Genomic DNA, 21,998 nt, shown 5'->3' on the forward strand with positions numbered 1-21,998 from the left:
CCGTTGGCTGGGCCTATTGGCTTTTGTGATGGTCGGTTGCACACTCGGGGAGAAGTCGACCGCCGGCACGGTGCTGGCGGCGCCGATGCGGCAGGCGGTCTCCTGTCGTAGGAGAGCCTTTGATGGCGGCGAGCGTACGCATGCGCAATACACTGACGCTGTTTTCCTCGAACGACGATGTACTGTGCCACCGTGTGCGCCTGGTCCTTGCGGCCAAGGGTGTGACGTTCGATTTCGTTGCGGTCGATCCGCAGAATCCGCCCGAAGACCTGATCGACCTCAATCCGTACCATTCGGTGCCGACCCTGGTCGAGCGCGAACTGGTGCTGTACGCCGCTTCGGTGGTGAGCGAATACCTTGACGAGCGCTATCCGCATCCGCCGCTGATGCCGGTCGATCCGCTGTCACGTGCACGCATCCGCCTGGCGATGCTGCGCATCGAGCACGACTGGGTGCCGCAGGTGCAGGCCATCCAGCTGGGCAACAAGACCCAGGCCGAGGCCGGGCGCAAGCGCTTGAAGGAGTTGCTGACCGCGTCGCTGCCGCTGTTCAAGGCCAGCAAGTTCTTCCTGAACCCGGAAATGAGCCTGGCCGACTGCGCGATGGCGCCGATCATCTGGCGCCTGCAGTCACTGGATGTGCCGTTGCCGAAGGACGGCAAGGCCATCGAGGATTACGGCAACCGCATCTTCCGCCACCCGGGGTTCGTGCGCAGCCTGACCGAGCAGGAAAAGAAGCTGCGCGACCTGCCCGTCTGAGCCGGCCGCTGCTTTCCCGTCTGCACGCCGACCGGCGTGCAGGCGATCCGCCCCGGTCGGGGCGTCGGGCGCGTACACTTCACGCATGACCGAAGACTTCTTCCACATGACCAGCCACCGCCCGTACCTGCTGCGGGCACTGGTGGAATGGATCAATGACAACCAGCTGACCCCGCACATCCTGGTCGACGCCGGCGTCCCCGGCGTGCAGGTGCCGCCTTCGGCGGTCAAGGATGGCAGAGTGGTGCTCAACATCGCCGAACGCGCGGTAGTGCGCCTGATGATCGACAACGAGATGGTGAGCTTCTCGGCGCGCTTCTCCGGTACCAGCTACCCGGTGCAGGTGCCGATCAGCGCCGTGCTGGCCGTCTACGCCCGCGAGACCGGGCAGGGCATGGCACTGCCGGATGACATTCCGGGCAGCGAACCGGCGTCGACCGGCGACGAAGTGCTGCATGACGACGACACGCCGCCGGAGGATACGCCGCCGGCAGGGCCGCCGCCGAAGGGCCGGCCGAACCTGCGCGTGGTCAAGTAGTTCAGAATTCGGATGCGCAAACGGATGTCGGCGAGGTCAATCGCCGACTCCATTCAATTGTCAGATTTGAAATCTATTGGCAGTAGTACTCGAGCGAGGTTTCCAAGACTCGGTCGTAGTAGTCGTTGGGATTATCGCCGCTTCCAAAGTAGACCAGTTCTGCCCGACGAAAGTAGGTCAATGCGTAGGTCCCGGGGACACTGCAGGAGGAGGGCAATGTTCCTGGAAGTTGGGGTTGGCCGACAATAGTGTAGGTGCGCTCCTCGCAGGAGTACCCACCACCCATGCTTTCGGGATCCGGGCGGCAGTAGCCGACGTGGGACCCGATGTTTGCCGCCCAGCCGGTGCTTACGTCAGTAGGGCATGACCCGTAGCCCTCGGGTCCAGTCTCCCCATAGGTGTAAACGCCAGTTGGTCCTGCTACGCCGCCGTGGCAGTAATTCGTCCAGAACACCGCGTATGGGGCTATTCCTTCCGAGTCCAGATGGAATGCCCGTCCCGTTTGCACCCATTGCCCAGCGAACGCGCTCGGCGCAAACGAAGAAATAACCACTAAGAATGTGGCGATCAATCCCACGCGAATCCAGCTTGCACCTTTCCGTAGCTGCTGATTGAGAATCATTGACATCAACATCTCTCCTTGATGTGCCTGTTACGCAGTCGAGTCTTTCGAGAGTGGGCGGTAGATCGCTAGCAGATCGCCGCCAAGGCGAGCGAAATCAACTGAATAGGGTGCCAGTTGCCGAGGGATTCCAGAAGCTCGCTCGCCTCAGGTTCTAACACGGGGGTATGCGATTATCAACGTGAAAAATTGCGTTTTCGCCTACTCGCCCGCATTTCCGCAGAAGACGCAGAGGGCGCTGCCCCCATTTCAAAGGACGGGGAAGAGGTGGCCCGGGAAGGATCGGTCACGCGCTCTGCATTGCTCGAATCTCAGACATCCTCGGCATCGTCCACATCCGGCCGGATCTGGCTGATCCGCGCCGCGCCCGGGCCGGTGAACGACACCAGCTGATCGCCGCGCAGCACCATCCGGCCCACATGGCGATCGATGCCATCGTAGGAATACTCGAATTTGAAGGTGCGCTCGAAACCGAGCCGGCCATCCTCGCCGCGCGACAGGCGCAGGCCGGTGGCATGCACCGCCTGGTCCAGCCACTGCACATTGGCGGCGCGGCAGGCGTTGCGTCCCAGCTCGACCGCGCGCTCGGCGGCGGAGCGGGCAGCGTTCCAGAAGAAGTAGACGATGGCGCCGGCAATCAGCAACAGCAGCAGGGTGGGCATGGTTCCAGGGCGTCGGGTGTCGATGCGGCAAAGATGGCGGCGAATGCCTGCTGGATCAAGCAGAAGATTCAGTTCATCCGCTGCGGATCACCGGAAGCCGGCTGCACTGCGGGCGCTGTGGTCATCGGTGGCGTTGCCGCTGCCGGTGCCGGTGCGATCAACGGCGCGGTCGCAGTCAGCTGCAGCAGTGCGGCCCAGTCCTGGCGGTTGAAACTGCATTCGTCCTCGCGCCCCGGCGTGCAGCTGGGCTCGATGCCGGTGCTGTCGCGTTCGCGGGCCGCAGGCAACTGGATCAGTCCGGTCCGATCCAGCGGCAGCAGCCGCATCGCCACGGTGTTCATGACGTTGCCGCCTACCAGGTACAAGGTCTGGTCACCGCCGAGATTGGCCGCGACCACCACTTCGCAGTGCGACTTCCAATGGCCGACCGAGCCATTGCCAAGCGCCTGTACCAGTCCGCTGTAGCTGAGCGTGGTGCTGCGGTCGCGCAGGAAGCACAGAAGATCACCGGGGGCCGGCTTAGCCGTGGCTGGATCGGCCAGCCGGTAAGGCACGCCGGAAGGGCCACCCTGGTAGGCAGCACGGATGTAGTCGATGTGGCGCGGCGAGGTGTTGAAGCCGGGGACACCGGCACGCACCATCACCCAGGAAATGAAGGCAGCCGACCAGGGATTGTCGATCAGGAAGGCACGGCAGTCGCTGTCGGTATAGCGCGAGCCCAGTGGCGCGGCACAACTGCTGGCACCGGCGATGCTGCCCATGGCGTTGAGCGTCCCGCTGTCACGCCAGTAGTGGGAGACGCGCTGCCAGGCAATCAGGCCGTTGTCGGCCAGATGCTCGTTCTCGGCTTCCGTGACGCTGAGGCTGGCGGCGCGGCCATCGCGGTCGATGAAGGGGCGGAACCACAGCCGATGCTCGTTGCATGCCGCGTTGCGGATGGCAATGGCCAAGGGGCTCAGGCCGAAGCGCGGCGGGACATCACAGGCCTCGGCCGCTGCGGCGGACAAGGGCATTGACGCGAGCAGCAGACAGGCAGGCAACAGCATCCGGCGCATGCGCGGCTCCAGTGGGGGATGCGCGCAGCGTCGCAGCGCCGTCGTGAACGCCGGGTGGATCCGTCAATGTCGGCCGGGCATGGCCCGGCGCTCCCCAGTGCATGACGCGTCCGGTAGCGCCGGGCCATGCCCGGCGGGCAACGCGGTTGCGTCAGGCGTTACCGGGCCTCAACCCGGCGGTGGGCCCAGCTTCAGTGACAGATCGATGGCCTGTACATGCTTGGTCAGGCCGCCGATGGAGATGCAGTCCACGCCGTCCTCCGCGATCGAGCGCAGGCCGCCAAGGCCGACGCTGCCGGACACCTCCAGCGGAATGCGGCCGGCGGTGATGCGTACGGCTTCACGGCGCAGGTCGGGGCTGAAATCATCGAGCAGGATGCGCTCGCAGCCGGACTCCAGCGCCTGACGAAGCTGGGTCAGGTCTTCGACCTCGACCACCAGTGGCAACCGTGGCCATTGCCGACGCGCGGACGCCACCGCAGCGGCCAGCGAACCGGCGGCACGGATATGGTTTTCTTTCAGCATCACCGTGTCGTACAGGCCGAAACGATGGTTTTCCCCGCCTCCGCAGCGCACTGCGTATTTCTGTGCAAGGCGCAGGCCGGGCAGGGTCTTGCGGGTGTCGAGAATGCGCGTGCCGGTGCCGGCCACGGCGGCCACGTAGCGCGCCGTGGTGGTAGCGGTGCCGGACAGGGTCTGCAGGAAGTTCAGCGACGTGCGCTCGGCGCTGACCAGGCTGCGGCTGCGGCCGTGCAGCAGCGCAAGTACCGTACCGGCAGTGACGGACTCGCCTTCGGCGATGCGCCATTCGATGCGCACGTCCGGGTCGAGCGCGCGGTGGGTGGCATCGAACCACGGCCGGCCGGCAATCACCGCATCCTGTTTGCACAGCAGGTAGGCGCTGTCAGTCTGGTCGGGCAGCAGGGCGGCGGTGACGTCGCCGCTGCCCAGATCCTCCGCCAGCGCGCGGGCGACATCGGCGGCGACGACGGCCGCATCCGGCGTCGGCAGCATGCTCATGCGGCCGGGAAGTCAGCGATCTGCGCGGTTGGAATGGCCTCCTCGGCCAGCAGCACCGGGATGCCGTCGTCGACCCGGAACACCTGCTTGCGGTCACGGGTGACCAGGGCCTCGCGCAGCGGCTGTGCCAGCGGGTTGCCGTCGGCCTTGTTCACCGCGCCGGCGGAAATCGCCTTGTTGAGGGCTTCCAGGCCCTTGCCATCCAGCAGGGACAAGGGCTGGCGGGTGTCCGGCGACACCAGCAGGTCGAGCAGCTTGCGATCCATGGTTCTTCGTCTTGCGTGGAAGACGGCTAGAATACGTCTTTAAGGCAGGTGACGGCCAATGACCCCCAATCCGAACGCGCCGCTCGTCGGCATCGTCATGGGTTCCCGCTCCGACTGGGAAACCATGCAGCACGCCGCCCAGAAGCTTGAGGCCCTGGGTGTTCCGTTTGAAGTGAAGGTGGTGTCCGCCCATCGGACGCCGGATGTGTTGTTCAGCTATGCCGAACAGGCGGGCGGACGTGGCCTGCGCGCGATCATCGCCGGCGCCGGCGGTGCCGCGCATCTGCCGGGCATGATCGCGGCCAAGACCGCGGTTCCGGTGCTGGGCGTGCCGGTGCAGTCCAAGGCGCTCAATGGCATGGACTCGCTGCTGTCGATCGTGCAGATGCCGGCCGGCATTCCGGTGGCTACCTTCGCCATCGGCAATGCGGGTGCCTCCAACGCCGCGCTGTTCGCCGCCGCGATGCTGGCCAGCGACCAGCCGGCCATCGGCCAGGCGCTGGATGCCTTCCGCACGCGCCAGACCGAAGATGTGATGGCCCACGACGACCCGCGCCAATGAACCTGACTGTCGGCATCCTCGGCGGCGGCCAGCTGGCCCGCATGATGGTCCTGGCCGGTGCGCCGCTGGGACTGCGCTTCGAACTGTACGATCCGGCGGCGGACGCCTGCAGCGGGCCGCTGGCACCGCTCACCGTCGGTGCCTTCGATGACCGCCAGGCGCTGGCGGACTTCGCCGCCAAAGTCGATGTAGTGACGTTCGACTTCGAGAATGTGCCCGCGGACAGTGCGCAGTGGCTGGCCGAGCGGGTGCCGGTGTATCCGCCGCCCGCAGCGCTGGCTGTAGCGCAGGACCGCCTGAGCGAGAAGACGCTGTTCCAGCAGTTGGGCATTCCGCTGCCGCCGTTCGCCGATATCCGCAGCCGCGAGGAGCTCGCCGCGAAGGCGGCCGCGTTCGGCCTGCCGTGCATCCTCAAGACCCGTCGCCTCGGCTATGACGGCAAGGGCCAGTTCCGGTTGCGCAGCGAAGCCGACATCGACGCTGCCTGGCAGGCCCTGGGCGCCCAGGTCGAGCACACCGGCCTGATCCTGGAGGGCTTCGTGGCTTTCCAGCGCGAGGTCAGCGTGGTGGCCGTGCGCGGCCGTGACGGCGGTTTCCAGGCCTGGCCGGTGACCGGCAACTGGCATGTGGATGGCGTGCTTTCGGCCAGTGTGGCGCCTGCCGTGCTGTCGGCCGCCGAACAGGATGCCGCCATCGGCTATGCCCGACGGCTGGCCGAGCATCTGCAGTACGTGGGCGTGTTCGCCCTGGAGCTGTTCTGCCGCGACGGCGAACTGCTGGCCAACGAGATGGCGCCGCGCGTGCACAATTCCGGCCATTGGACCATCGAAGGCAGCGAGACCTCGCAGTTCGAGAATCATCTTCGCGCCGTGCTGGGCCTGCCGCTGGGCAGTACCCGCATGCTCGGCCACGCCTGCATGCTCAACTGGCTGGGCGAGATGCCGGACCCGGCGCCGGTGCTGGCCCAGGCTGGCGGCCACTGGCACGATTATGGAAAGCAGCCCCGTGAAGGCCGCAAGGTGGGGCACGCCACGCTGCGCGACGACCAGGCCGGCGCACTGGCCACGGCGCTGGAACAGGTGGGCGAGGCACTGGGGCGCCAGCTGCAGGTCGCACCGGCGGTGCGGGCGCTGCGCGGTTGACCGCGACGCGGAAGCGCAACGCTGTGACGCGCCGATGCACGCATCGGCGCATCAACCAGGGTGATAGCGTAAGGCTCCTTTCCCCGGAGTCATCGTCATGCTCGACTGGAACGAATACCGCAAGGAACTGAAGGGCCGTATCGGCGAGATCGGCAAGCTCTCGCCGGATACCATCAAGGGTTACGCCACTCTGGCCAATGCCGGTGCCCAGACCCACCATCTCGATGCAAAAACCCGCGAACTGATCGCGCTGGCGGTCGCCGTGACCACCCGTTGCGACGGCTGCATCACGGTGCACGTCGATGCCGCGCTCAAGCAGGGCGCCAGCCGCGAGGAGATCGCCGAGGCGCTCGGGGTGGCGGTTTCGCTCAACGCGGGCGCGGCACTGGTGTACTCGGCCCGGGTCATGGATGCGGTGGCGGCGCACGAGAGCGCCTGATGCCCGCCGTGTCGCCAGGCATGGCCAGGTGCTGCCGGGCCACGCCCGGCGGATGCTCTCAGCGCAGCCGGCTCTCGGCGAATTCCCAGTTGACCAGCTGCCAGAATGCCTCCAGGTAGCGCGTACGGTCGTTCTGGTAGTCGGTGTAGTACGCGTGTTCCCACACGTCGCAGCACAGCAGCGGCGTGCTGTCGCCGGTCAGCGGGGTGCCGGCGTTGCGGGTGACCTGGATGCCAAGCTGGCCGCCGGGATGCTGCACCAGCCACACCCAGCCGGAGCCGAACAGGCCCAGCGCGGTGCGGTTGAACTCCTCGCGCAGGCGCTGCACGTCGCCGAACTGGCGCTTGACCAGATCGCCCAGCTGTCCCTGCGGCTCACCGCCGCCTCGCGGGCGCAGGCACTGCCAATAGAAGCCGTGGTTCCATGCCTGGGCCGCGGCGTCGAACAGCGCGCCCTGGGCATGGCGGACGATCTCCTCCAGCGAGGCCTCTTCCCATTCGGTGCCGCGGATGCCGGCATTGACCGCATCGACGTAGGCACGATGGTGCGCGCCGTGATGCAGTTCCACGGTCTGCGCGGAAAGATGGGGCTGCAGGGAGCCGGACAGGTAGGGCAGGGCAGGCAGTTCGACGGGCATGGACAGGTTCGTGGACAGAGGGGCGGCGGCAGCCGGTTCCATCCGCTTACAATGGCGGCTACCTTGGGCAGTCTAGCCGACCATCGCGGTCGGTTTGTCCGGCGAAGCAAGGAGTGTGGTTGTGGCGGTAATGCAGCAAATCCAGGCCGAGGTCGATCGTTACCCGCTCGTGCTGTTCATGAAGGGCACCCCGCAATACCCGACGTGCGGCTTCTCCAGCCGCGCCGTACAGGCGCTGATGGCTGCCGGCGCCGTCTCCCTGCGCACCGTCAATGTGCTGGAGGAGCCGGAAATCCGCGCGAACCTGCCGCGTTTCTCCAACCTGCCGACGTTTCCGCAGCTGTTCATCAACGGGGAGTTGATCGGCGGCTGCGACATCATCATGGAGCTGTTCGAATCCGGCGAGCTCAAGCGCATCGTCGAAGAGGCGACCCTGGGATGAGTGCGCGGCCATCGACGTCACCGACCAACGGGGCGCTCGATGGCCGTCCGTTGCAGGACCGCGTGGTGCTGGTGGCCGGTGCCGGTGGTGGCCTCGGAAGTGCCGCCGCGGTGGCCGCCGCCAGTGCAGGCGCGACCGTGGTCCTGCTGGGACGCAAGCCGCGCCGGCTGGACCGGGTCTACGCCCAGGTGCAGGCAGCCGGTCCCGAGCCCCTGCTGTATCCGCTGGATCTGGAAGGGGCCGGTCCCGATGACTACGCCGACCTCGCCCAGGCGCTGCAGACGGAGCTGGGGCGACTGGACGGGCTACTTGTCTGCGCCGCCCACTTTCCGGGCTTGACCCCGTTCGAACTGGCCGACCCGGCAAGTTTCGCCCGCGCCGTCCACGTCACCCTGACCGCACCCGCCTGGCTGGCGCAGGCCTGCCTGCCGCTGCTGCGCCAGCGCGAGGATGCGGCGCTGGTGTTCACGGTCGATGACCCGGAACGGGTGGGGCAGGCCTACTGGGGAGGCTATGGCGCCGCCCAGCATGGCCTGCGCGGCCTGATCGCCAGCCTTCATGATGAGCTGGGCCGCAGTCCGGTCCGGGTCAGCGGCCTGTACCCGGGGCCCCTGCGCACGGCCCTGCGCGCCCGCGCCTACTCGATCGACCAGGACCCGGCTGCGCAGGGGCCCGAGGCCGCCGCGGCCGCGGCCGTGACCCTGCTGTCCAGTGCCGGCTCGGCCTGGCGGGGGCAGATCCTGGATGCAGGCAGCGCACGCCCGGCAGAGTGAAGGGCGACGTAAGGCGGGATGAAGATCCCGTCATGATTGCGTTGCGATCCGGTGCCGTTTGTCGCACAACCGTCACATTGATGGCGTAGCGTGTTAATCTAGTGTTAACCGTTATGGCTGCCTTCAGCCAACACGGTCGGGAACCCCAGATCACTGTCCAGTCGGCCACCCGCAAGGCCGCTTGGATGCGTCTTTTTTCCGCCATCGCCAACTCGTATCGAGGCTACCCTAGATGACCCACCCACTCCGGATGTCCAAGCTCACCCTTGGTCTCGTGGCCGCACTTGCTGCCGCTCCCGCCTTCGCCCAGAGCACCTCTGCAGGTGTCGGCGGCCAGGTCGTGTCCGCCGCTGGCCAGCCTGTCGCCGGTGCTGAAGTCACCATCACCCACACCGAGTCGGGCACCGTTTCGCGCGCCACGACCGATGCGTCGGGTCGTTACAACGCGCGCGGCCTGCGCGTGGGTGGTCCGTACACCATCACCATCACCAAGCCGGGTGAAGGCACCAAGACCGAAGAGGGTGTCTACCTGAACCTGAACCAGGTCAACACCGTCAATGCCAACCTGACCGGCGACGTGGCGGCCACCAACCTGGACGCCGTGAATGTTGTCGCCACCGCGGGCGGCCTGGACATCTTCAGCGCCACCAAGATGGGTACCGGCTCGAACGTGACCCGCGAAACGATGGACGCGCTGCCGTCGGCCAACCGCAACATCCAGGACTACATCCGCCTGGACCCGCGCATCTCGCAGGTCAGCAAGGCTGACGGCGCGATCTCGGCTGGCGGTCAGAACACCCGTTACAACGCGATCCGTATCGACGGCATCAGTGCCTCCGATCCGTTCGGCCTGGGCTCCAACAACCTGCCGACCGAGCGTCAGCCGGTGTCGATGGATGCCATCCAGGAAATCAACATCGATCTCGCGAACTACGACACCACCATCGCCGGTGGTACCGGTGCGGTGATCAATGCCGTGACCAAGTCGGGTACCAACGAGTTCCATGGCACTGTCTACGGTTCCTACCGCGACAAGGACATGGTCCGCGAGGAACTGCGTGGCGAGAAGTTCAACGGCTTCGAGGACGAGAAGACCTACGGCATGACCTTCGGCGGCCCGATCGTCAAGGACAAGCTGTTCTTCTTCAGCAACTACGAGAAGTACGAGCGTTCGGCCGCTGGCATCAGCCTGAGCGACACCCCGATCGGCAAGGGCACCATCACCCAGCAGCAGATCACCGACGTCCAGAATTTCCTGGGTGGACTCGGCTATGACCCGGGCAGCCTGACGGCACCGAACAGCAAGACCGAAATCGAAGAGTACGCGGTCAAGCTGGACTGGAACATCAATGAAAACCACCGTGCGGCCCTGCGCTACAACAAGATGGAGCAGAACGTCGTCCGCTTCCCGCAGGTCAGCACCAGTGCGATCTCGCTGAGCAACTTCTGGTACCAGCAGCCGACCGAATACGAAACCTGGATGGGCGAACTGTTCAGCGACTGGTCCGAGAACTTCTCGACCGAGTTCAAGGTCTCGCACAAGGATTACTCGGCCAACCGCGTTCCGCTGGTCGACATGCCGCAGATCCGCATCCGTTCGGGTAACGACTCGCTGTACGTCGGTACCGAGCAGAACACGCACGTCAACATCGTGGAATCGAAGGAACTGAGCGCCTTCGGTGCCGGTACCTGGTACATCGGCGATCACACCGTCAAGTTCGGCTTCGATTACTCGAAGAACGACCTGATGAACTTCTACGGCCGCAACCTCAACGGCGTCTACGAGTTCAACAGCGTCGAGGACTTCCTGAACGGTCGCATCGCGCGCTACCAGCTGCGTGCCCCGCGCGCCGGCGGCAGCCGCAGTGATATCCCGGCAGACTTCACCCTGAAGAACACCGGTGTGTTCGTCCAGGATACCTGGGCCATCAACTACAACCTGAGCCTGATGTTCGGTGTCCGCGTCGACATGCCTGACTTCAGCAGCCAGCGCCTGTACAACCCGCGCATCGAGCAGCTGTACGGCTTCAACAACACCCAGCTGGTCGACAAGAACCTGGTGCAGCCGCGCGTCGGCTTCAACTACACCTTCGACAGCGAGCGCCCGACCCAGCTGCGTGGCGGCGTGGGCCTGTTCGGCGGCGCTGCCCCGAACGTGTGGCTGGCGGGTGCCTACCAGAACACCGGCCTGAACTACATCGAGTACGATGAGCGCAACCTGACCAGCGGCTTCACCCCGGACGGCAACAATCCGTACATTCCGGCTGGTGGCCCCGCAGCTGCGCGCCAGAACGTCGACATCATCGCCCCGGGCACCCGCCTGCCGTCGGTGTGGAAGGCCAACCTGGCGTTCGACCATGAGCTGCCGTGGTACGGCATCGTGGCGTCGGCCGAAGTCCTGATGACCAAGGTCAAGGACGGCATCTACTTCGACCGTCTCGACGTTTCGGCGCCGACCGCTTACGGCCAGGACGGTCGTGCGATCTACTGGGATGCGAATGGCCGTAATCCGGCAAACAGCCGCATGTCGGGTGGCACCAACTTCGGCATGACCACCGGCACCAACCGTGCCACCGACCGTGCCAACCGTCCGAGCGACATCGGCGACGTGCTGGTCATGCGCAACACCGACAAGGGTCGTGGTACGCAGGCCACCTTCTCGCTGGCCAAGCCGCTGACCGAGAACTGGGGCTGGTCGCTGGGTTACACCTATACCAAGTCCAAGGAAGTCAGCCCGCTGACCAGCTCGCAGAACACCTCGAACTGGAACAACACGCTGATCTTCAACGCCAACGAAGACGTGGCCTACGACTCGCGTTACGCGATCAAGGACCGCATCACCGGCACCCTGGAGTGGAAGCACAACTTCTTCGGTGACAACGCCACCCGCGTCGGCCTGTTCTACGAAGGTCGTTCGGGCCGTCCGTACAGCTACATCTTCTACAACGATGCCAACGGCGACGGTGCTACCACCAACGATCTGTTCTATGTGCCGAGCGGCCCGGGTGACGTGCTGTTCGGTTCGGTGGTCGGTGGTCGCTTCGTGCAGAGCGCGCAGATGGAGCAGGACTTCTTCAACTGGCTGGCGCAGAATCCGGAGCTCGATGCCTACCGTGGCAGCGTGGTCCCGGCCAACTCGCACCGTGCCAAGTGGATCAACACCTTCGACGTCCGCATCAGCCAGGAGTTCCCGGGCTTCGTGAAGAGCCACAAGGGTGAGATCGCGCTGGACATCATGAATGTCGGCAACCTGCTGAACAAGAAGTGGGGCCTGATCGACGACTACGGCTTCTACGCCACCCGTCGCGTCGCCAACTACGCGGGTATCGACCCGGCGACCGGCAAGTACGTGTACTCGTTCACCGGTTCCACCGACAACCCCGCGATCCAAGAAAACAACAACGACAAGGGCAACACTGCCGTGTCGCGCTGGTCGATGCAGCTGACCCTGAAGTACAAGTTCTGATCCGTCGGAACATCACGCAGTAGACGGAAGCGGCCGGGGCAACCCGGCCGTTTCCCGTTCGGGTGAAAGTTCTTGCAGTGGTCACGACATCGGCGTAGCATCCGGTTTCGTGCGCGGCGCCGATGCCGCAGATGCGGTCCCGGAATGGCGAACGCGGTCAGCACACATCCAACGGTCGGGATTCCCGGCCGTTTTGCTTTTTAAGGGGGCGGCAGTACAGTCGGAAACCTTGAAGGAAGCGAAACGTTGGATATGACCACGAACGAAAAGGCGGCCCGTGCGCTGCCGGTACAGGACGCGCGGATCTACCCGCGCGGTGGGCTGGATGTGCTGTCGCGGGCAGAAGTGGCGCGCCTGCGCGACGCCTCCGGCGGCGGCATGCACGAGCTGCTGCGCCGCTGCGCGCTGGCCGTGCTGACCAGCGGCAGCGCATCGGATGATCCGCGCGCGGCGCGCGATCTCTATCCCGACTTCGACATCCAGGTCGCGCAGCAGGATCGTGGCGTGCGCATCGACCTGGTCAATGCGCCGGCGATGGCCTTCGTCGATGGCGAAATCATCCGCGGCGTGGCCGAGCTGCTGTTTGCCGTGGTCCGCGACCTCGCCTACATGGCCATCGAAATGGGCCCGGCCTACGCGGCCGAACTGGAGTCCTCCGAAGGCATCACCAACGCGGTGTTCGGCCTGCTGCGCAACGCCCGCATCCTCAACCCCGGTGACCCGAACCTGGTGGTCTGCTGGGGCGGTCACTCGATCTCGCGCGATGAATACCTGTACACCAAGCAGGTAGGCTACGAGCTGGGCCTGCGCGGCCTGGACATCTGCACCGGTTGCGGACCGGGTGCGATGAAGGGCCCGATGAAGGGGGCCACGATCGCCCACGCCAAGCAGCGCAAGACGGTGACGCGCTACATCGGCCTGACCGAGCCGGGCATCATCGCCGCGGAATCGCCCAACCCGATCGTCAACCATCTGGTGATCATGCCGGACATCGAGAAGCGCCTGGAGGCGTTCGTCCGCATCGGTCACGGCATCATCGTGTTTGCCGGTGGTGTCGGCACCGCCGAGGAGATCCTGTACCTGCTCGGTATCCTGCTGCGCGACGAGAACAGGGACCTGCCGTTCCCGCTGATCCTGACCGGCCCGACCGTGGCTGCGCCGTATTTCGAGCAGATCGACCGCTTCATCCGGCTGACCCTGGGCGATGCTGCCGCCGAGCGTTACGAGATCATCATCGGCGACCCGGTTGCCGTGGCCAGGAAGATGTCCGCCGGCATCAAGCGCGTGCGCGAGCATCGCCTGGCGCAGAAGGATTCGTTCTTCTTCAACTGGTCCATCGAGATTCCGTGGGAGTACCAGCAGCCCTTCGTGCCGACGCATGAGGCCATGGCTGCACTGGATCTGCACCATGGGCGTGCGCCGCATGCCCTTGCGGCGGACCTGCGTCGTGCCTTCTCCGGCATCGTTGCCGGCAATGTGAAGGAGGATGGCATGCGCCGCATCGAGCAGTTCGGGCCGTTCCAGATCCACGGTGACCCGGACATGATGCAGGCCCTGGACGCGCTGCTGCGCGCCTTCGTCGAGCAGCGCCGGATGAAGATCTCCGGCGAGTACCAGCCCTGTTACCAGGTGCTGGCCTGAGACCGTGCCGGCGCGATGGGGATCGCGCCGGCAGCGGTGGGGAAGGACGGTTCGTCAAGCGTTTGACGCCCGTCGCCCCGGATTGACCGTTCATCCTGCCGCCGCTTGCTGGCGGCAGGGCGATGGCCCATGGTGGCGATCAATACGCTGGGGAGCGTCCACATGTCTTTGCGCCGGCAGAACGGCTTCACGCTGGTTGAGTTGATGATCGCGGTGGTCGTGCTGGGCGTGCTGGCGACGATCGCGTTTCCGAGCTTCCAGAGCACCATCCGCTCCAACCGCATCGCCACCACCAGCAATGACCTCATCGCGTCGATGGCGCTGGCCCGCAGTGAAGCGGTGAAGAACCGCAGGGGCGGCGGCGTGTGTGCCTCTGCCGGAGGCACGTCCTGTGATGGCGACAGCTGGACCGATGGCTGGCTGGTCTGGGCCGACAGCAACGGCGATGGCGCGCTCAGTGCCGGCGAAACCGTCCTGCGCTACAGCCCCGGACGTTCGGCGCTGGTCGCCGTCGGTACGCCCGACCTGTCGGTGAGTTTCGACCCGCGGGGCCGCAATCGCGCCAATGCCACGCTCGACCTGACGCTGCGCCCGGAAAACTGCGGCAAGCAGCCGCTGCAGCGCACGCTGCGCCTGTCACCGACCGGTCAGGTGCGTCTGTTGAAGGAGGACTGCAAGTGAGAACGCCCCGTTTCCGTTCCCCGCGCAAAGCGCAGGGCGGCTTCAGCCTGATCGAGGTATTGATCGCGATCCTGGTGCTGGGGGTCGGTTTGCTGGGTTTCGCACTGCTGCAGACGATGAACGTGCGCTTCGTGCAGAGCGCCAACTATCGCACCCAGGCGACCAACCTGACCTACGAAATGCTCGATCAGCTGCGGATGAACCGCTCGATGGCTCCGTCCTATGTGGGCGACTACACCGCGACCACCGCGGCCAAGAACTGCCTGCCACCGGTCGGCAACGACATCGGCAAGGACGCGTTCACCCTGGACTGGACCTGCCGTCTCGGCAAGGCGCTGGGGGATGGGGCCACGGCCAAGGTCGCACGTGCCGGCACCCAGTACACGGTCAGCGTGACGTGGGGTGACGAGCGCTGGAACGCTGACGCCAGCGATACCACCTTCAGTGCCGGGAGCCGCCTGTGATGCGCGCGCCTTCCCCGGCCCGGCGCATGGCCGGCCTGTCCATGGTCGAACTGATGATCGCGCTGACCATCGGCGTGATCGTCATGCTCGGTGTCGTCCAGGTGTTCGCGGCCTCGCGTGCTGCCTATCAGCTGTCCGATGGCCTGGCGCGCGTGCAGGAGAACAGTCGCTTCGCCATGGATACCCTGCAGCGCGAACTGCGCATGGCAGGTCATTTCGGCTGCGTCAACGATCAGGCCCGGCAGTCGCCGGATGGCGTCTCGCTGTTTACGACGTTCGCGGCCACGCCTCATCCGGCTCTGGACTTCCAGCGATCCATCCAGGGCTACGAGGCGACCGATACGGCGCCCGGCGATGCGGTGACGCTGCCGGCCACTCCGGCGACGGGCGGCACCGCCTACACACCCGCATTGCCCGATGAATTCGCTGCGGCGCTGCCCAACCGCGTCAATGGCAGCGACATCGTCGCCCTGCGATACCTGATGCCGGACGGCGTGCCGGTTACGTCTTCCGGCGGTACCGTCGCGCAGCCGGTTTTCAGTTTCGACAAGGCTCGACTCGCCGTGCTGCAGAGTGGCGTTGCCGATTCCGGGCTGTATGGTGCTGCCGACTGCGCCAGCGCCACCGTTTTCCAGGCGCGCAGCATCGACAAGGCAGGGGGCACGATCACCTTCGGCGATGCACCGAACAATGCGAGCAACTTCATCCGTCCGGTGACCGCAGGCCAGGCGATGCTGCATCGTGCGGAAAGCGCTGTGTACTACGTGGGCTACGACGCTGCCAGCGCACGTTCCTCACTGTACCGTGTGCGTTTCAACGCCACGCCCAACGGTGCGCTGGTCGCCGGCGCGCCGGAGGCCCTGGTGGAGGGTGTGGAGAACATGCAGCTGCTGTACGGCCAGGATCGTCGCCTGACCAGTGCCTACCCGACCGGCTTCATTGATCGCCAGGGTACCGCTGCCACCGTGCAGGCATCGGCCAATCCCAACATCAACGCCTGGCGGCGCGTGGGCGCCGTGCAGATGGGCCTGGTGATGGCCAGTCCCGATCCCTCGGCAGCCCCTCAGGCCGACCAGAATGCGGTACTGACCTCGATGGGCGTGACATTCACCGCGCCCGAGGACGGCCGCATGCGCGCCGTTTACCAGACCACCATCGCCCTCCGCAATCGCCTCTTCGGCAACTGAGGCCACCATGCATCCGCGCCCGCGCCCCCCCTCCTTCGCATCGCACCGCCAACAGCGCGGCGCGGTGCTGTATGTCGCCCTGATCATGTTGATCCTGCTGGCCCTGATCGGCATCGCCGGCATGCAGGTGACCGGCATGCAGGAACGCATGGCCGCCAACTACCTGCGCTCGAACCAGGCGTTCCAGAACGCCGAGGCCGACGTGCGTTCGCAGGAAGCGGCGATCCAGGCTGTCATCGACAGCGGCAAGATCTTCGAGGCCAACCAGGAAGAGTGCAGCCCGGTGTTCGACCCGGCGACCTGGGCCGATGGCAAGACCACGGCAACGGCGATCAATACCCGCCGCCTGGACAAATGCGTGCCGGTCGGGCCGCTGGGCCTGGGGCGGCGCAAGAACGAAGAGACCGAGAACATCTACCAGATCACCGTGTTGGCCAGTGACGATCCGGCCAATCCTTCTTCCAGCGCCGTCATCGACACGATCTTCATTCCATGAATACTCCGCGCCGATTCTCCCGCCTTGTCTCCTCCCCGTGGCTGCGTGCAGGCACCGCCGCTGCCGTGCTGGTGGGCGTGGGCGCACTGGTCTATCCGCTGTTCGCTGCGCTTGGCGACTATGACATCGCGCAGGAGCCGCTCTACAGCAAGAAGACACAGCCGCCGCTGATGATGATGGTGATGTCGCGCGACGAGCAGCTGTTCAACAAGGCCTACAGCGACTACAGCGATCTGGACGAGGACGGCACGCTCGACACCACTTACCAGGACAAATTCGACTACTCCGGGTACTTCGACTCCAATCTCTGCTACACGTACAGCAGCAGCCAGTTCAAGGCCACGGCCAAGGCGACCGGCACGCAGAGACACACCTGTTCGGGTACCTGGTCCGGCAACTTCCTCAACTGGGCGACCATGAGCCGCCTGGATGTGATGCGCTACGTGCTGTACGGCGGCCATCGCATCACCGATACCGCCAGCAAGACGGTGCTGGAGCGGGCGCAGATTCCCAACGACCTGCACGCCTGGGTCAAGGTGTACAGCGGCGCCGACATCAACAACTTCACCCCGTACAAGACGACCATGTCGTTCTGCAATGCCAGCATCAGTGCCACCGGCGCACCGCTGATGCGCGTTGCCAGTGGCAGCTGGGGTGAATGGGCCTCGACTGCCGGCTATCAGTGCATCGTGGGGCGCAGCGACGAGGGCAAGGATGACTCCCCCCGATCGGTCGCGGCCGACCTGAATGTCCGGGTTGAAGTCTGCGCCACCGGTTCTGGAACCTTCCAGGAAGCGTTCTGCCGCAAGTACAACGACGGCACCCGGGACTACCTGAAACCGGCGGGACTGCTGCAGTCCTATGGTGAAAGTGGCCGTCTGCGGTTTGGTCTGGTCACCGGCACCTATGTCAATCCGCGCGATGGCGGCGTGGTCCGTCGCAACATCGGCAAGATCGCCGGCAACGGCACGACCTTCTGCGCAGCCGGCGACGAGATCAACCTGTCCAATGGCCAGTTCTGCAACACGCTGACGGGCGGGGCCGAGGGCATCATCAATACGATCTCCAACTTCCGCATCGACCAGTGGAACTGGAAGGACAAATGGACTGACTGTGACGACTACAGCATCCTGAATCGCCAGGGCTTCGACGGCCGGGGCAACCTGACCGACCCGGGCAACGCATCCAAGAAGTGCAGCGCCTGGGGCAATCCGTTGGCGGAGATGTATGCCGAAGCGCTGCGCTACATCAAGGGAGAAACGAAGGGAATCTACAGCGCCAGCGGTGATCTCAGCGGCCTGCCCAATTCGGTGGCCTGGAAGGATCCGTACCGCTCGCCGAACGACGGCGGCAACTCCTACTGCGCTACCTGCAACATCCTGGTGATGTCCTCGGGCCTGCCGTCCTTCGACAGCGACAACATCGGTACGGTCACTGGCCTGACCACGGCAGCGGCGGCGACCGATGCGATCGGCAACCAGGAGAACATCACCGGTGGCAGCTACATGGCAGGCCGTGTCGGCCTGACCAATCGCTATGCCTCGATCAACACCCATGAGGACATCTGCCGTGCGGTCAAGGTGACAGGCCTTTCGCTCGTGCGCGGCATCTGCCCGGACGTGCCGTCCACGGAAGGCAGTTACCTGATCTCGGGGCTGGCCAAGGCCGCTGCCGAGACCGATCTGCGTCCGGGCGTGCAGGACAAACCCAACACCTACAAGCTGACCGCCACCACCTACACCGTGGCCATGGCTGAGAGCCTGCCGAAGTTCGAGATTCCGGTGGGCAATGGCAAGATCACCCTGGCCCCCCTGTGCCAGGCCAACAACACCGAAGGAGCGGGCATTAACAGCAGCGGCTGGCGCAGCTGTTTCCTCGGCTCGGTCGGCGTCGGCACCAAGCGATCAGCGGTATCGCCGAACTACGTCTATGGCCGTGACTACCGAGCCGATGGCAAGGCCGGCAGTTTCTCGCTGGTCTGGGAGGATTCGCTGTGGGGCAATGACCACGACAACGACGTGGTCTCCATGCTCAGCTACTGCGTTGGCAGCACCTGCAGCGACGGTGGCACGACGCCATTCCGCAACATCTGCTGGCGCTCCAACAGTGGTGAATGCAGCAACAACGCCGTTCGCAACAAGGTCGGCGAAGACGAAGTGCTGGTCCGCATCGAGAACCTGTCCGCCTATGCAGGCAACGCGATGCTGACCGGCTACACGATCGTGGGCTCCAATGCGGCTGACAACGTGCAGCGGCTGGTGCTGCGCCCCGGCAACCGCAACGGTTCGGTGCTGAGCACCAGCGCCGATCCGCCGGCTACCTGGACCGGCGCGGTCGTGATGCGCTACAAACTGGGTACCGGCCAGGCCGGGCAGCTGGAAAGCCCGCTGTGGTACGCCGCCAAGTACGGCGTGCCGGAAGGCAGGAAGTGGGACAGCAAGGTGCCGGGTGTACCGGACAACTACTTCCTGGCACGCAATCCGGCCAAGCTGAAGTCCGCGCTGGAATCGATCTTCGACAGCGCTGCGGCTGGCGAGGCCCCGGTCGGTGGCAGCGGCACCGGCGCCCGTGTCAACGCCGGCTCCTTCACCGTGTCCGCGCACTACACGGTGCCGTCGGGCTCGAACGACTGGACCGGTGATGTCATCGCCAGCCAGACCACGAGCACCGGAGGCGCCGGCGCTGAACTGTGGCGTGCGTCGACCAAGATGAGCGCCTCCGGGCGGACCATCGTGATGTCGACCGCACCCACCTATGTGAACACGTCCAACCAACTGGTGCCGGTGGCAGCGGCCGATTTCACCGCCGACAACGTTCCCGGGCGTGATCGCGCCGAGAAGCTCGGCAACATGGGGCTCAACACGGTGCCGAACTGGTTCGGTTCGCACACCGTGGCGGATCTGGTCAGTTACCTGCGCGGCTCACCGGTGAGCGGTTTCCGCCCGCGCAGCTCGCTGCTCGGGGATATCGTCAATTCCAGCGTGGAGATTGTGTCCAACAAGGACGACTACGGCTTCACCTCGTGGCAGGCGCAGGGGGGAGTGAGCTGGAAGACCACGCTCGGTTTGAGCTATCGGGCCTACCTGGCGACCAAGGTGGCAAACGGTGGCCCACCTTCGATGGTCTACGTCGGTGCGAACGACGGCATGCTGCATGGCTTCAATGCCAGCACCGGCACCTCGGCGGGCAGCGAGCAGTTCGCCTTCATTCCATCGGCTTCGCTGCAGCACATGGCGGAGCTGGCCAACCCCACCTATGGACATCGCTACTACGTGGACGGCGGACTGACCTCGTCGGACGTCTACTACGGCGATGCATGGCGCACGGTACTGGTCGGTTCGACCGGCGGCGGCGGCGCGTCGCGCGGGCCGTCGGCCACGGCAGTGGGCAACGGTTCGGTGTTCGCCCTGGATATCAGCAATCCGACCGGGTTCACCGCCAGCAACGTGCTGTGGGAGATTTCCGGCAAGACCGAGTCGGACCTGGGCTTCGTCATGGGCAAGCCGGTCGTGGTGCCCGTCGCCGGCCCCAACGCGGACAGTCCGCCCCGGTTCGTCGCCCTGTTCGGCAACGGTGTCAATTCCAGCACCGGCCGACCGGTGCTCTATGTGGTCGACATCCGCACCGGCGAGATCCTCAAGCGCGTGTACCCCACGGCGGGCAAGTACGCAGTCGCCAATGGCCTCAACCATGTCACCGCGGTAGCGCTGCACAACAGCAGTGGCCTGGCCGATACCGTCTATGGCGGCGACATGCAGGGCAACATGTGGCGCTTCGACCTGCGTGGCGGTGATCCCAGCGCCTGGAATGTGGCCCTCAACGGCACGCCGCTGTTCACCGCAGTGCGCAGCGCTGTCGCCCAGCCGATTACCGGCGCGATCGAAGTCTCGGCGGGGCCGGGCGGTGGCGTCAGCCTGTTCTTCGGTACCGGTCGCTACTTCACCGCTGACGACAATGCAGTGACCCGTAATTCGCCGGTGCAGACGCTGTATGGGCTCTGGGACAACCTCTCCACTGCCATTTCCAGCCGTGATTCGCTGGTGGGGCAGACCGTCAGTGCCAATGGTGCCGGCTTCCGTGACGTGTCGGGCAACGGCGTGGACTACGCGAGCAAGCGCGGCTGGTACGTCGACCTGATCGTGGGTTCCGATGTGGAAGGTGAGCGCTTCTTCGGCTATCCGACGCTGCAGGGCGGCGCGGTGATGTTCACCACCTATGTGCCCGGGCAGGCGGTCTGCGGCACCGGCGGCGGCACCAACTGGCGCTATCGCCTGAACATGCTGACCGGCCAGCCGGCGATGAGCGGCTTGACCGACGAGGTCGGCGGAAACGCGCTGTGCGGCGCCAACTGCGGTGCCGGTGCGCTGACCCGCGGCGGAGACATCGCAACCGGTGCCCCCGTGCTGTCCACCAATGTCAACAGCACCACCTTGAAGGGCTGCGATCCCAGCGATCCGAAGTGCACGGTCGATGGATCGCTGGACCGCTGCATCGTGGCTCTGAATACGCCGGGCGCGGATACCGCGTATGGCCAGCGTGCCTGTGGTCGCCAATCGTGGCGCCAGATCCGATGACTACCAGGAATACGGGAGCTGCCATGCGCACATCCAGCAGACAACAGCAGGTAACAGGCTTCACCCTGATCGAACTGATGATCACCGTTGCCGTCATCGCGGTACTTGCGGCTGTGGCGTTGCCTTCCTACCAGCGACATGTGCTGAAGACACACCGCGCGATGGCCAAGGCTGACCTGGTCGAGATCGCGCAGCTGCTCGAGCGGCATCACACCGTGCAGAACAGCTACGACGGATTCTCGCTGCCGTTCAGCCAGTCGCCGCGGCAGGGCTCGGCCCGCTATGCCATATCGTTCGACGGCAAGGCGACCGCCGGGACCTATACCCTGCAGGCGGTTCCGGAAACCGGCCAGGACAAGGACGCGTGCGGCACGCTGACACTCGATCAGGCGGGCCGCAAGACGCCGGACAGCAAGACCAACCCGGAGTGCTGGTAAGACGGCAGCGGCGAGTGTGGAAGGGGCTTGCACCCCACTTCTGGAATTGGCTAGAATGCGCACCCCGCCCGAATAGCTCAGCCGGTTAGAGCACTTGACTGTTAATCAGGGGGTCGTTGGTTCGAGTCCAACTTCG

At 65.3% G+C, this 21,998-nt stretch carries 20 protein-coding genes; 15 read left to right on the plus strand and 5 right to left on the minus strand.

The features are described from left to right. Window positions 1–122: 122 nt before the first annotated feature. Both QMZ25_RS00435 and QMZ25_RS00440 read left to right on the plus strand, forming a co-directional pair. A complete protein-coding gene (locus QMZ25_RS00435; protein ID WP_053516601.1) occupies window positions 123–758 on the plus strand; it encodes a glutathione S-transferase N-terminal domain-containing protein in 636 nt (211 codons plus the stop codon). Window positions 759–843: 85 nt separating this feature from the next. Further along, on the plus strand, window positions 844–1,296 hold the full coding sequence (locus QMZ25_RS00440; protein ID WP_053516602.1) for a ClpXP protease specificity-enhancing factor: 453 nt from the start codon (window positions 844–846) through the stop codon (window positions 1,294–1,296). Between the two features lie 933 nt (window positions 1,297–2,229). Here QMZ25_RS00440 and QMZ25_RS00445 read toward each other — a convergent pair. The 4 genes from QMZ25_RS00445 to QMZ25_RS00460 form a co-directional block, all read right to left on the minus strand. After that, window positions 2,230–2,580, minus strand: a complete 351-nt coding sequence (locus tag QMZ25_RS00445; protein WP_053516603.1) for a DUF3301 domain-containing protein — start codon at window positions 2,578–2,580, stop codon at window positions 2,230–2,232. A gap of 68 nt (window positions 2,581–2,648) precedes the next feature. Next, entirely contained in the window at window positions 2,649–3,635 is a 987-nt protein-coding gene (locus QMZ25_RS00450) for a DUF2272 domain-containing protein (RefSeq protein ID WP_053516604.1), read from the minus strand. A 168-nt stretch (window positions 3,636–3,803) separates the two neighbouring features. Beyond that, window positions 3,804–4,655 (minus strand): carboxylating nicotinate-nucleotide diphosphorylase, encoded by an 852-nt coding sequence (nadC, locus tag QMZ25_RS00455; RefSeq protein WP_180875626.1) that lies wholly within the window; start codon window positions 4,653–4,655, stop codon window positions 3,804–3,806. Next, window positions 4,652–4,921, minus strand: a complete 270-nt coding sequence (locus QMZ25_RS00460; RefSeq protein WP_005408847.1) for a Trm112 family protein — start codon at window positions 4,919–4,921, stop codon at window positions 4,652–4,654. Before QMZ25_RS00460 ends, nadC begins: the two co-directional genes overlap by 4 nt. 58 nt (window positions 4,922–4,979) lie before the next feature. Here QMZ25_RS00460 and purE point away from each other — a divergent pair, with 58 nt between their 5' ends. The 3 genes from purE to QMZ25_RS00475 all read left to right on the plus strand — a co-directional run bounded on the left by purE (window position 4,980) and on the right by QMZ25_RS00475 (window position 7,064). Beyond that, complete coding sequence (purE, locus tag QMZ25_RS00465) at window positions 4,980–5,483, plus strand: 5-(carboxyamino)imidazole ribonucleotide mutase (protein WP_053516607.1); 504 nt, start codon at window positions 4,980–4,982, stop codon at window positions 5,481–5,483. After that, entirely contained in the window at window positions 5,480–6,625 is a 1,146-nt protein-coding gene (locus QMZ25_RS00470; RefSeq protein WP_193395560.1) for a 5-(carboxyamino)imidazole ribonucleotide synthase, read from the plus strand. Before purE ends, QMZ25_RS00470 begins: the two co-directional genes overlap by 4 nt. Before the next feature lie 97 nt (window positions 6,626–6,722). Then, the gene (locus tag QMZ25_RS00475; RefSeq protein ID WP_053516609.1) at window positions 6,723–7,064 is read left to right on the plus strand and encodes a carboxymuconolactone decarboxylase family protein; all 342 of its coding nucleotides are present in this window, start codon (window positions 6,723–6,725) and stop codon (window positions 7,062–7,064) included. 58 nt (window positions 7,065–7,122) lie between these two features. Here the strand turns inward: QMZ25_RS00475 and QMZ25_RS00480 are convergent, their stop codons facing one another. Further along, window positions 7,123–7,701, minus strand: a complete 579-nt coding sequence (locus tag QMZ25_RS00480; protein ID WP_283218942.1) for a superoxide dismutase — start codon at window positions 7,699–7,701, stop codon at window positions 7,123–7,125. 121 nt (window positions 7,702–7,822) lie between these two features. On the opposite strand from QMZ25_RS00480, the gene grxD reads away from it, so the two are divergent. The 10 genes from grxD (at window position 7,823) to QMZ25_RS00530 (ending at window position 21,862) form a co-directional block, all read left to right on the plus strand. Then, a complete protein-coding gene (gene grxD, locus QMZ25_RS00485) occupies window positions 7,823–8,143 on the plus strand; it encodes a Grx4 family monothiol glutaredoxin (protein ID WP_053516610.1) in 321 nt (106 codons plus the stop codon). Further along, window positions 8,140–8,916 carry an SDR family NAD(P)-dependent oxidoreductase gene (locus QMZ25_RS00490; RefSeq protein ID WP_283218943.1) on the plus strand — a complete coding sequence of 259 codons (777 nt, stop codon included), beginning with the start codon at window positions 8,140–8,142 and terminating at the stop codon, window positions 8,914–8,916. Before grxD ends, QMZ25_RS00490 begins: the two co-directional genes overlap by 4 nt. Before the next feature lie 232 nt (window positions 8,917–9,148). After that, complete coding sequence (locus QMZ25_RS00495; protein WP_074901106.1) at window positions 9,149–12,382, plus strand: TonB-dependent receptor; 3,234 nt, start codon at window positions 9,149–9,151, stop codon at window positions 12,380–12,382. Between the two features lie 252 nt (window positions 12,383–12,634). Continuing rightward, window positions 12,635–14,023, plus strand: coding sequence for a nucleotide 5'-monophosphate nucleosidase PpnN (gene ppnN / locus QMZ25_RS00500; protein ID WP_065175860.1), 1,389 nt, complete (start codon window positions 12,635–12,637; stop codon window positions 14,021–14,023). 162 nt (window positions 14,024–14,185) lie between these two features. Continuing rightward, the gene (locus QMZ25_RS00505) at window positions 14,186–14,704 is read left to right on the plus strand and encodes a GspH/FimT family pseudopilin (RefSeq protein WP_065175926.1); all 519 of its coding nucleotides are present in this window, start codon (window positions 14,186–14,188) and stop codon (window positions 14,702–14,704) included. Next, window positions 14,701–15,168: a type IV pilus modification protein PilV gene (gene pilV / locus QMZ25_RS00510; protein WP_065181228.1), complete on the plus strand. Its 468-nt coding sequence runs from the start codon at window positions 14,701–14,703 to the stop codon at window positions 15,166–15,168. The genes QMZ25_RS00505 and pilV overlap by 4 nt, the downstream gene beginning before the upstream one ends. Further along, window positions 15,168–16,355 (plus strand): PilW family protein, encoded by a 1,188-nt coding sequence (locus QMZ25_RS00515; RefSeq protein ID WP_283218944.1) that lies wholly within the window; start codon window positions 15,168–15,170, stop codon window positions 16,353–16,355. The genes pilV and QMZ25_RS00515 overlap by 1 nt, the downstream gene beginning before the upstream one ends. Window positions 16,356–16,362: 7 nt before the next feature. After that, window positions 16,363–16,851, plus strand: a complete 489-nt coding sequence (locus tag QMZ25_RS00520; RefSeq protein WP_065181230.1) for a PilX N-terminal domain-containing pilus assembly protein — start codon at window positions 16,363–16,365, stop codon at window positions 16,849–16,851. Next, window positions 16,848–21,425: a PilC/PilY family type IV pilus protein gene (locus QMZ25_RS00525; RefSeq protein ID WP_197570990.1), complete on the plus strand. Its 4,578-nt coding sequence runs from the start codon at window positions 16,848–16,850 to the stop codon at window positions 21,423–21,425. Before QMZ25_RS00520 ends, QMZ25_RS00525 begins: the two co-directional genes overlap by 4 nt. A gap of 23 nt (window positions 21,426–21,448) precedes the next feature. Beyond that, window positions 21,449–21,862 (plus strand): type IV pilin protein, encoded by a 414-nt coding sequence (locus QMZ25_RS00530; RefSeq protein ID WP_053516619.1) that lies wholly within the window; start codon window positions 21,449–21,451, stop codon window positions 21,860–21,862. Window positions 21,863–21,998: the final 136 nt, after the last annotated feature.

The sequence above is a fragment of the Stenotrophomonas sp. RS-48 genome (assembly GCF_030053245.1).
GTDB classification, from domain to species: Bacteria; Pseudomonadota; Gammaproteobacteria; order Xanthomonadales; family Xanthomonadaceae; genus Stenotrophomonas; species Stenotrophomonas maltophilia_P.

Coding starts and splice junctions, on each gene's coding strand:
- QMZ25_RS00435 (WP_053516601.1), top strand. CDS start 123: ATGGCGGCGAGCGTACGCATGCGCAATACACTGACGCTGTTTTCCTCG.
- QMZ25_RS00490 (WP_283218943.1), top strand. CDS start 8,140: ATGAGTGCGCGGCCATCGACGTCACCGACCAACGGGGCGCTCGATGGC.
- purE (WP_053516607.1), top strand. CDS start 4,980: ATGACCCCCAATCCGAACGCGCCGCTCGTCGGCATCGTCATGGGTTCC.
- QMZ25_RS00475 (WP_053516609.1), top strand. CDS start 6,723: ATGCTCGACTGGAACGAATACCGCAAGGAACTGAAGGGCCGTATCGGC.
- nadC (WP_180875626.1), bottom strand. CDS start 4,655: ATGAGCATGCTGCCGACGCCGGATGCGGCCGTCGTCGCCGCCGATGTC.
- ppnN (WP_065175860.1), top strand. CDS start 12,635: ATGACCACGAACGAAAAGGCGGCCCGTGCGCTGCCGGTACAGGACGCG.
- QMZ25_RS00515 (WP_283218944.1), top strand. CDS start 15,168: ATGCGCGCGCCTTCCCCGGCCCGGCGCATGGCCGGCCTGTCCATGGTC.
- QMZ25_RS00450 (WP_053516604.1), bottom strand. CDS start 3,635: ATGCGCCGGATGCTGTTGCCTGCCTGTCTGCTGCTCGCGTCAATGCCC.
- QMZ25_RS00495 (WP_074901106.1), top strand. CDS start 9,149: ATGACCCACCCACTCCGGATGTCCAAGCTCACCCTTGGTCTCGTGGCC.
- QMZ25_RS00525 (WP_197570990.1), top strand. CDS start 16,848: ATGAATACTCCGCGCCGATTCTCCCGCCTTGTCTCCTCCCCGTGGCTG.
- QMZ25_RS00440 (WP_053516602.1), top strand. CDS start 844: ATGACCGAAGACTTCTTCCACATGACCAGCCACCGCCCGTACCTGCTG.
- QMZ25_RS00530 (WP_053516619.1), top strand. CDS start 21,449: ATGCGCACATCCAGCAGACAACAGCAGGTAACAGGCTTCACCCTGATC.
- QMZ25_RS00460 (WP_005408847.1), bottom strand. CDS start 4,921: ATGGATCGCAAGCTGCTCGACCTGCTGGTGTCGCCGGACACCCGCCAG.
- QMZ25_RS00480 (WP_283218942.1), bottom strand. CDS start 7,701: ATGCCCGTCGAACTGCCTGCCCTGCCCTACCTGTCCGGCTCCCTGCAG.
- QMZ25_RS00470 (WP_193395560.1), top strand. CDS start 5,480: ATGAACCTGACTGTCGGCATCCTCGGCGGCGGCCAGCTGGCCCGCATG.
- QMZ25_RS00505 (WP_065175926.1), top strand. CDS start 14,186: ATGTCTTTGCGCCGGCAGAACGGCTTCACGCTGGTTGAGTTGATGATC.
- QMZ25_RS00445 (WP_053516603.1), bottom strand. CDS start 2,580: ATGCCCACCCTGCTGCTGTTGCTGATTGCCGGCGCCATCGTCTACTTC.
- QMZ25_RS00520 (WP_065181230.1), top strand. CDS start 16,363: ATGCATCCGCGCCCGCGCCCCCCCTCCTTCGCATCGCACCGCCAACAG.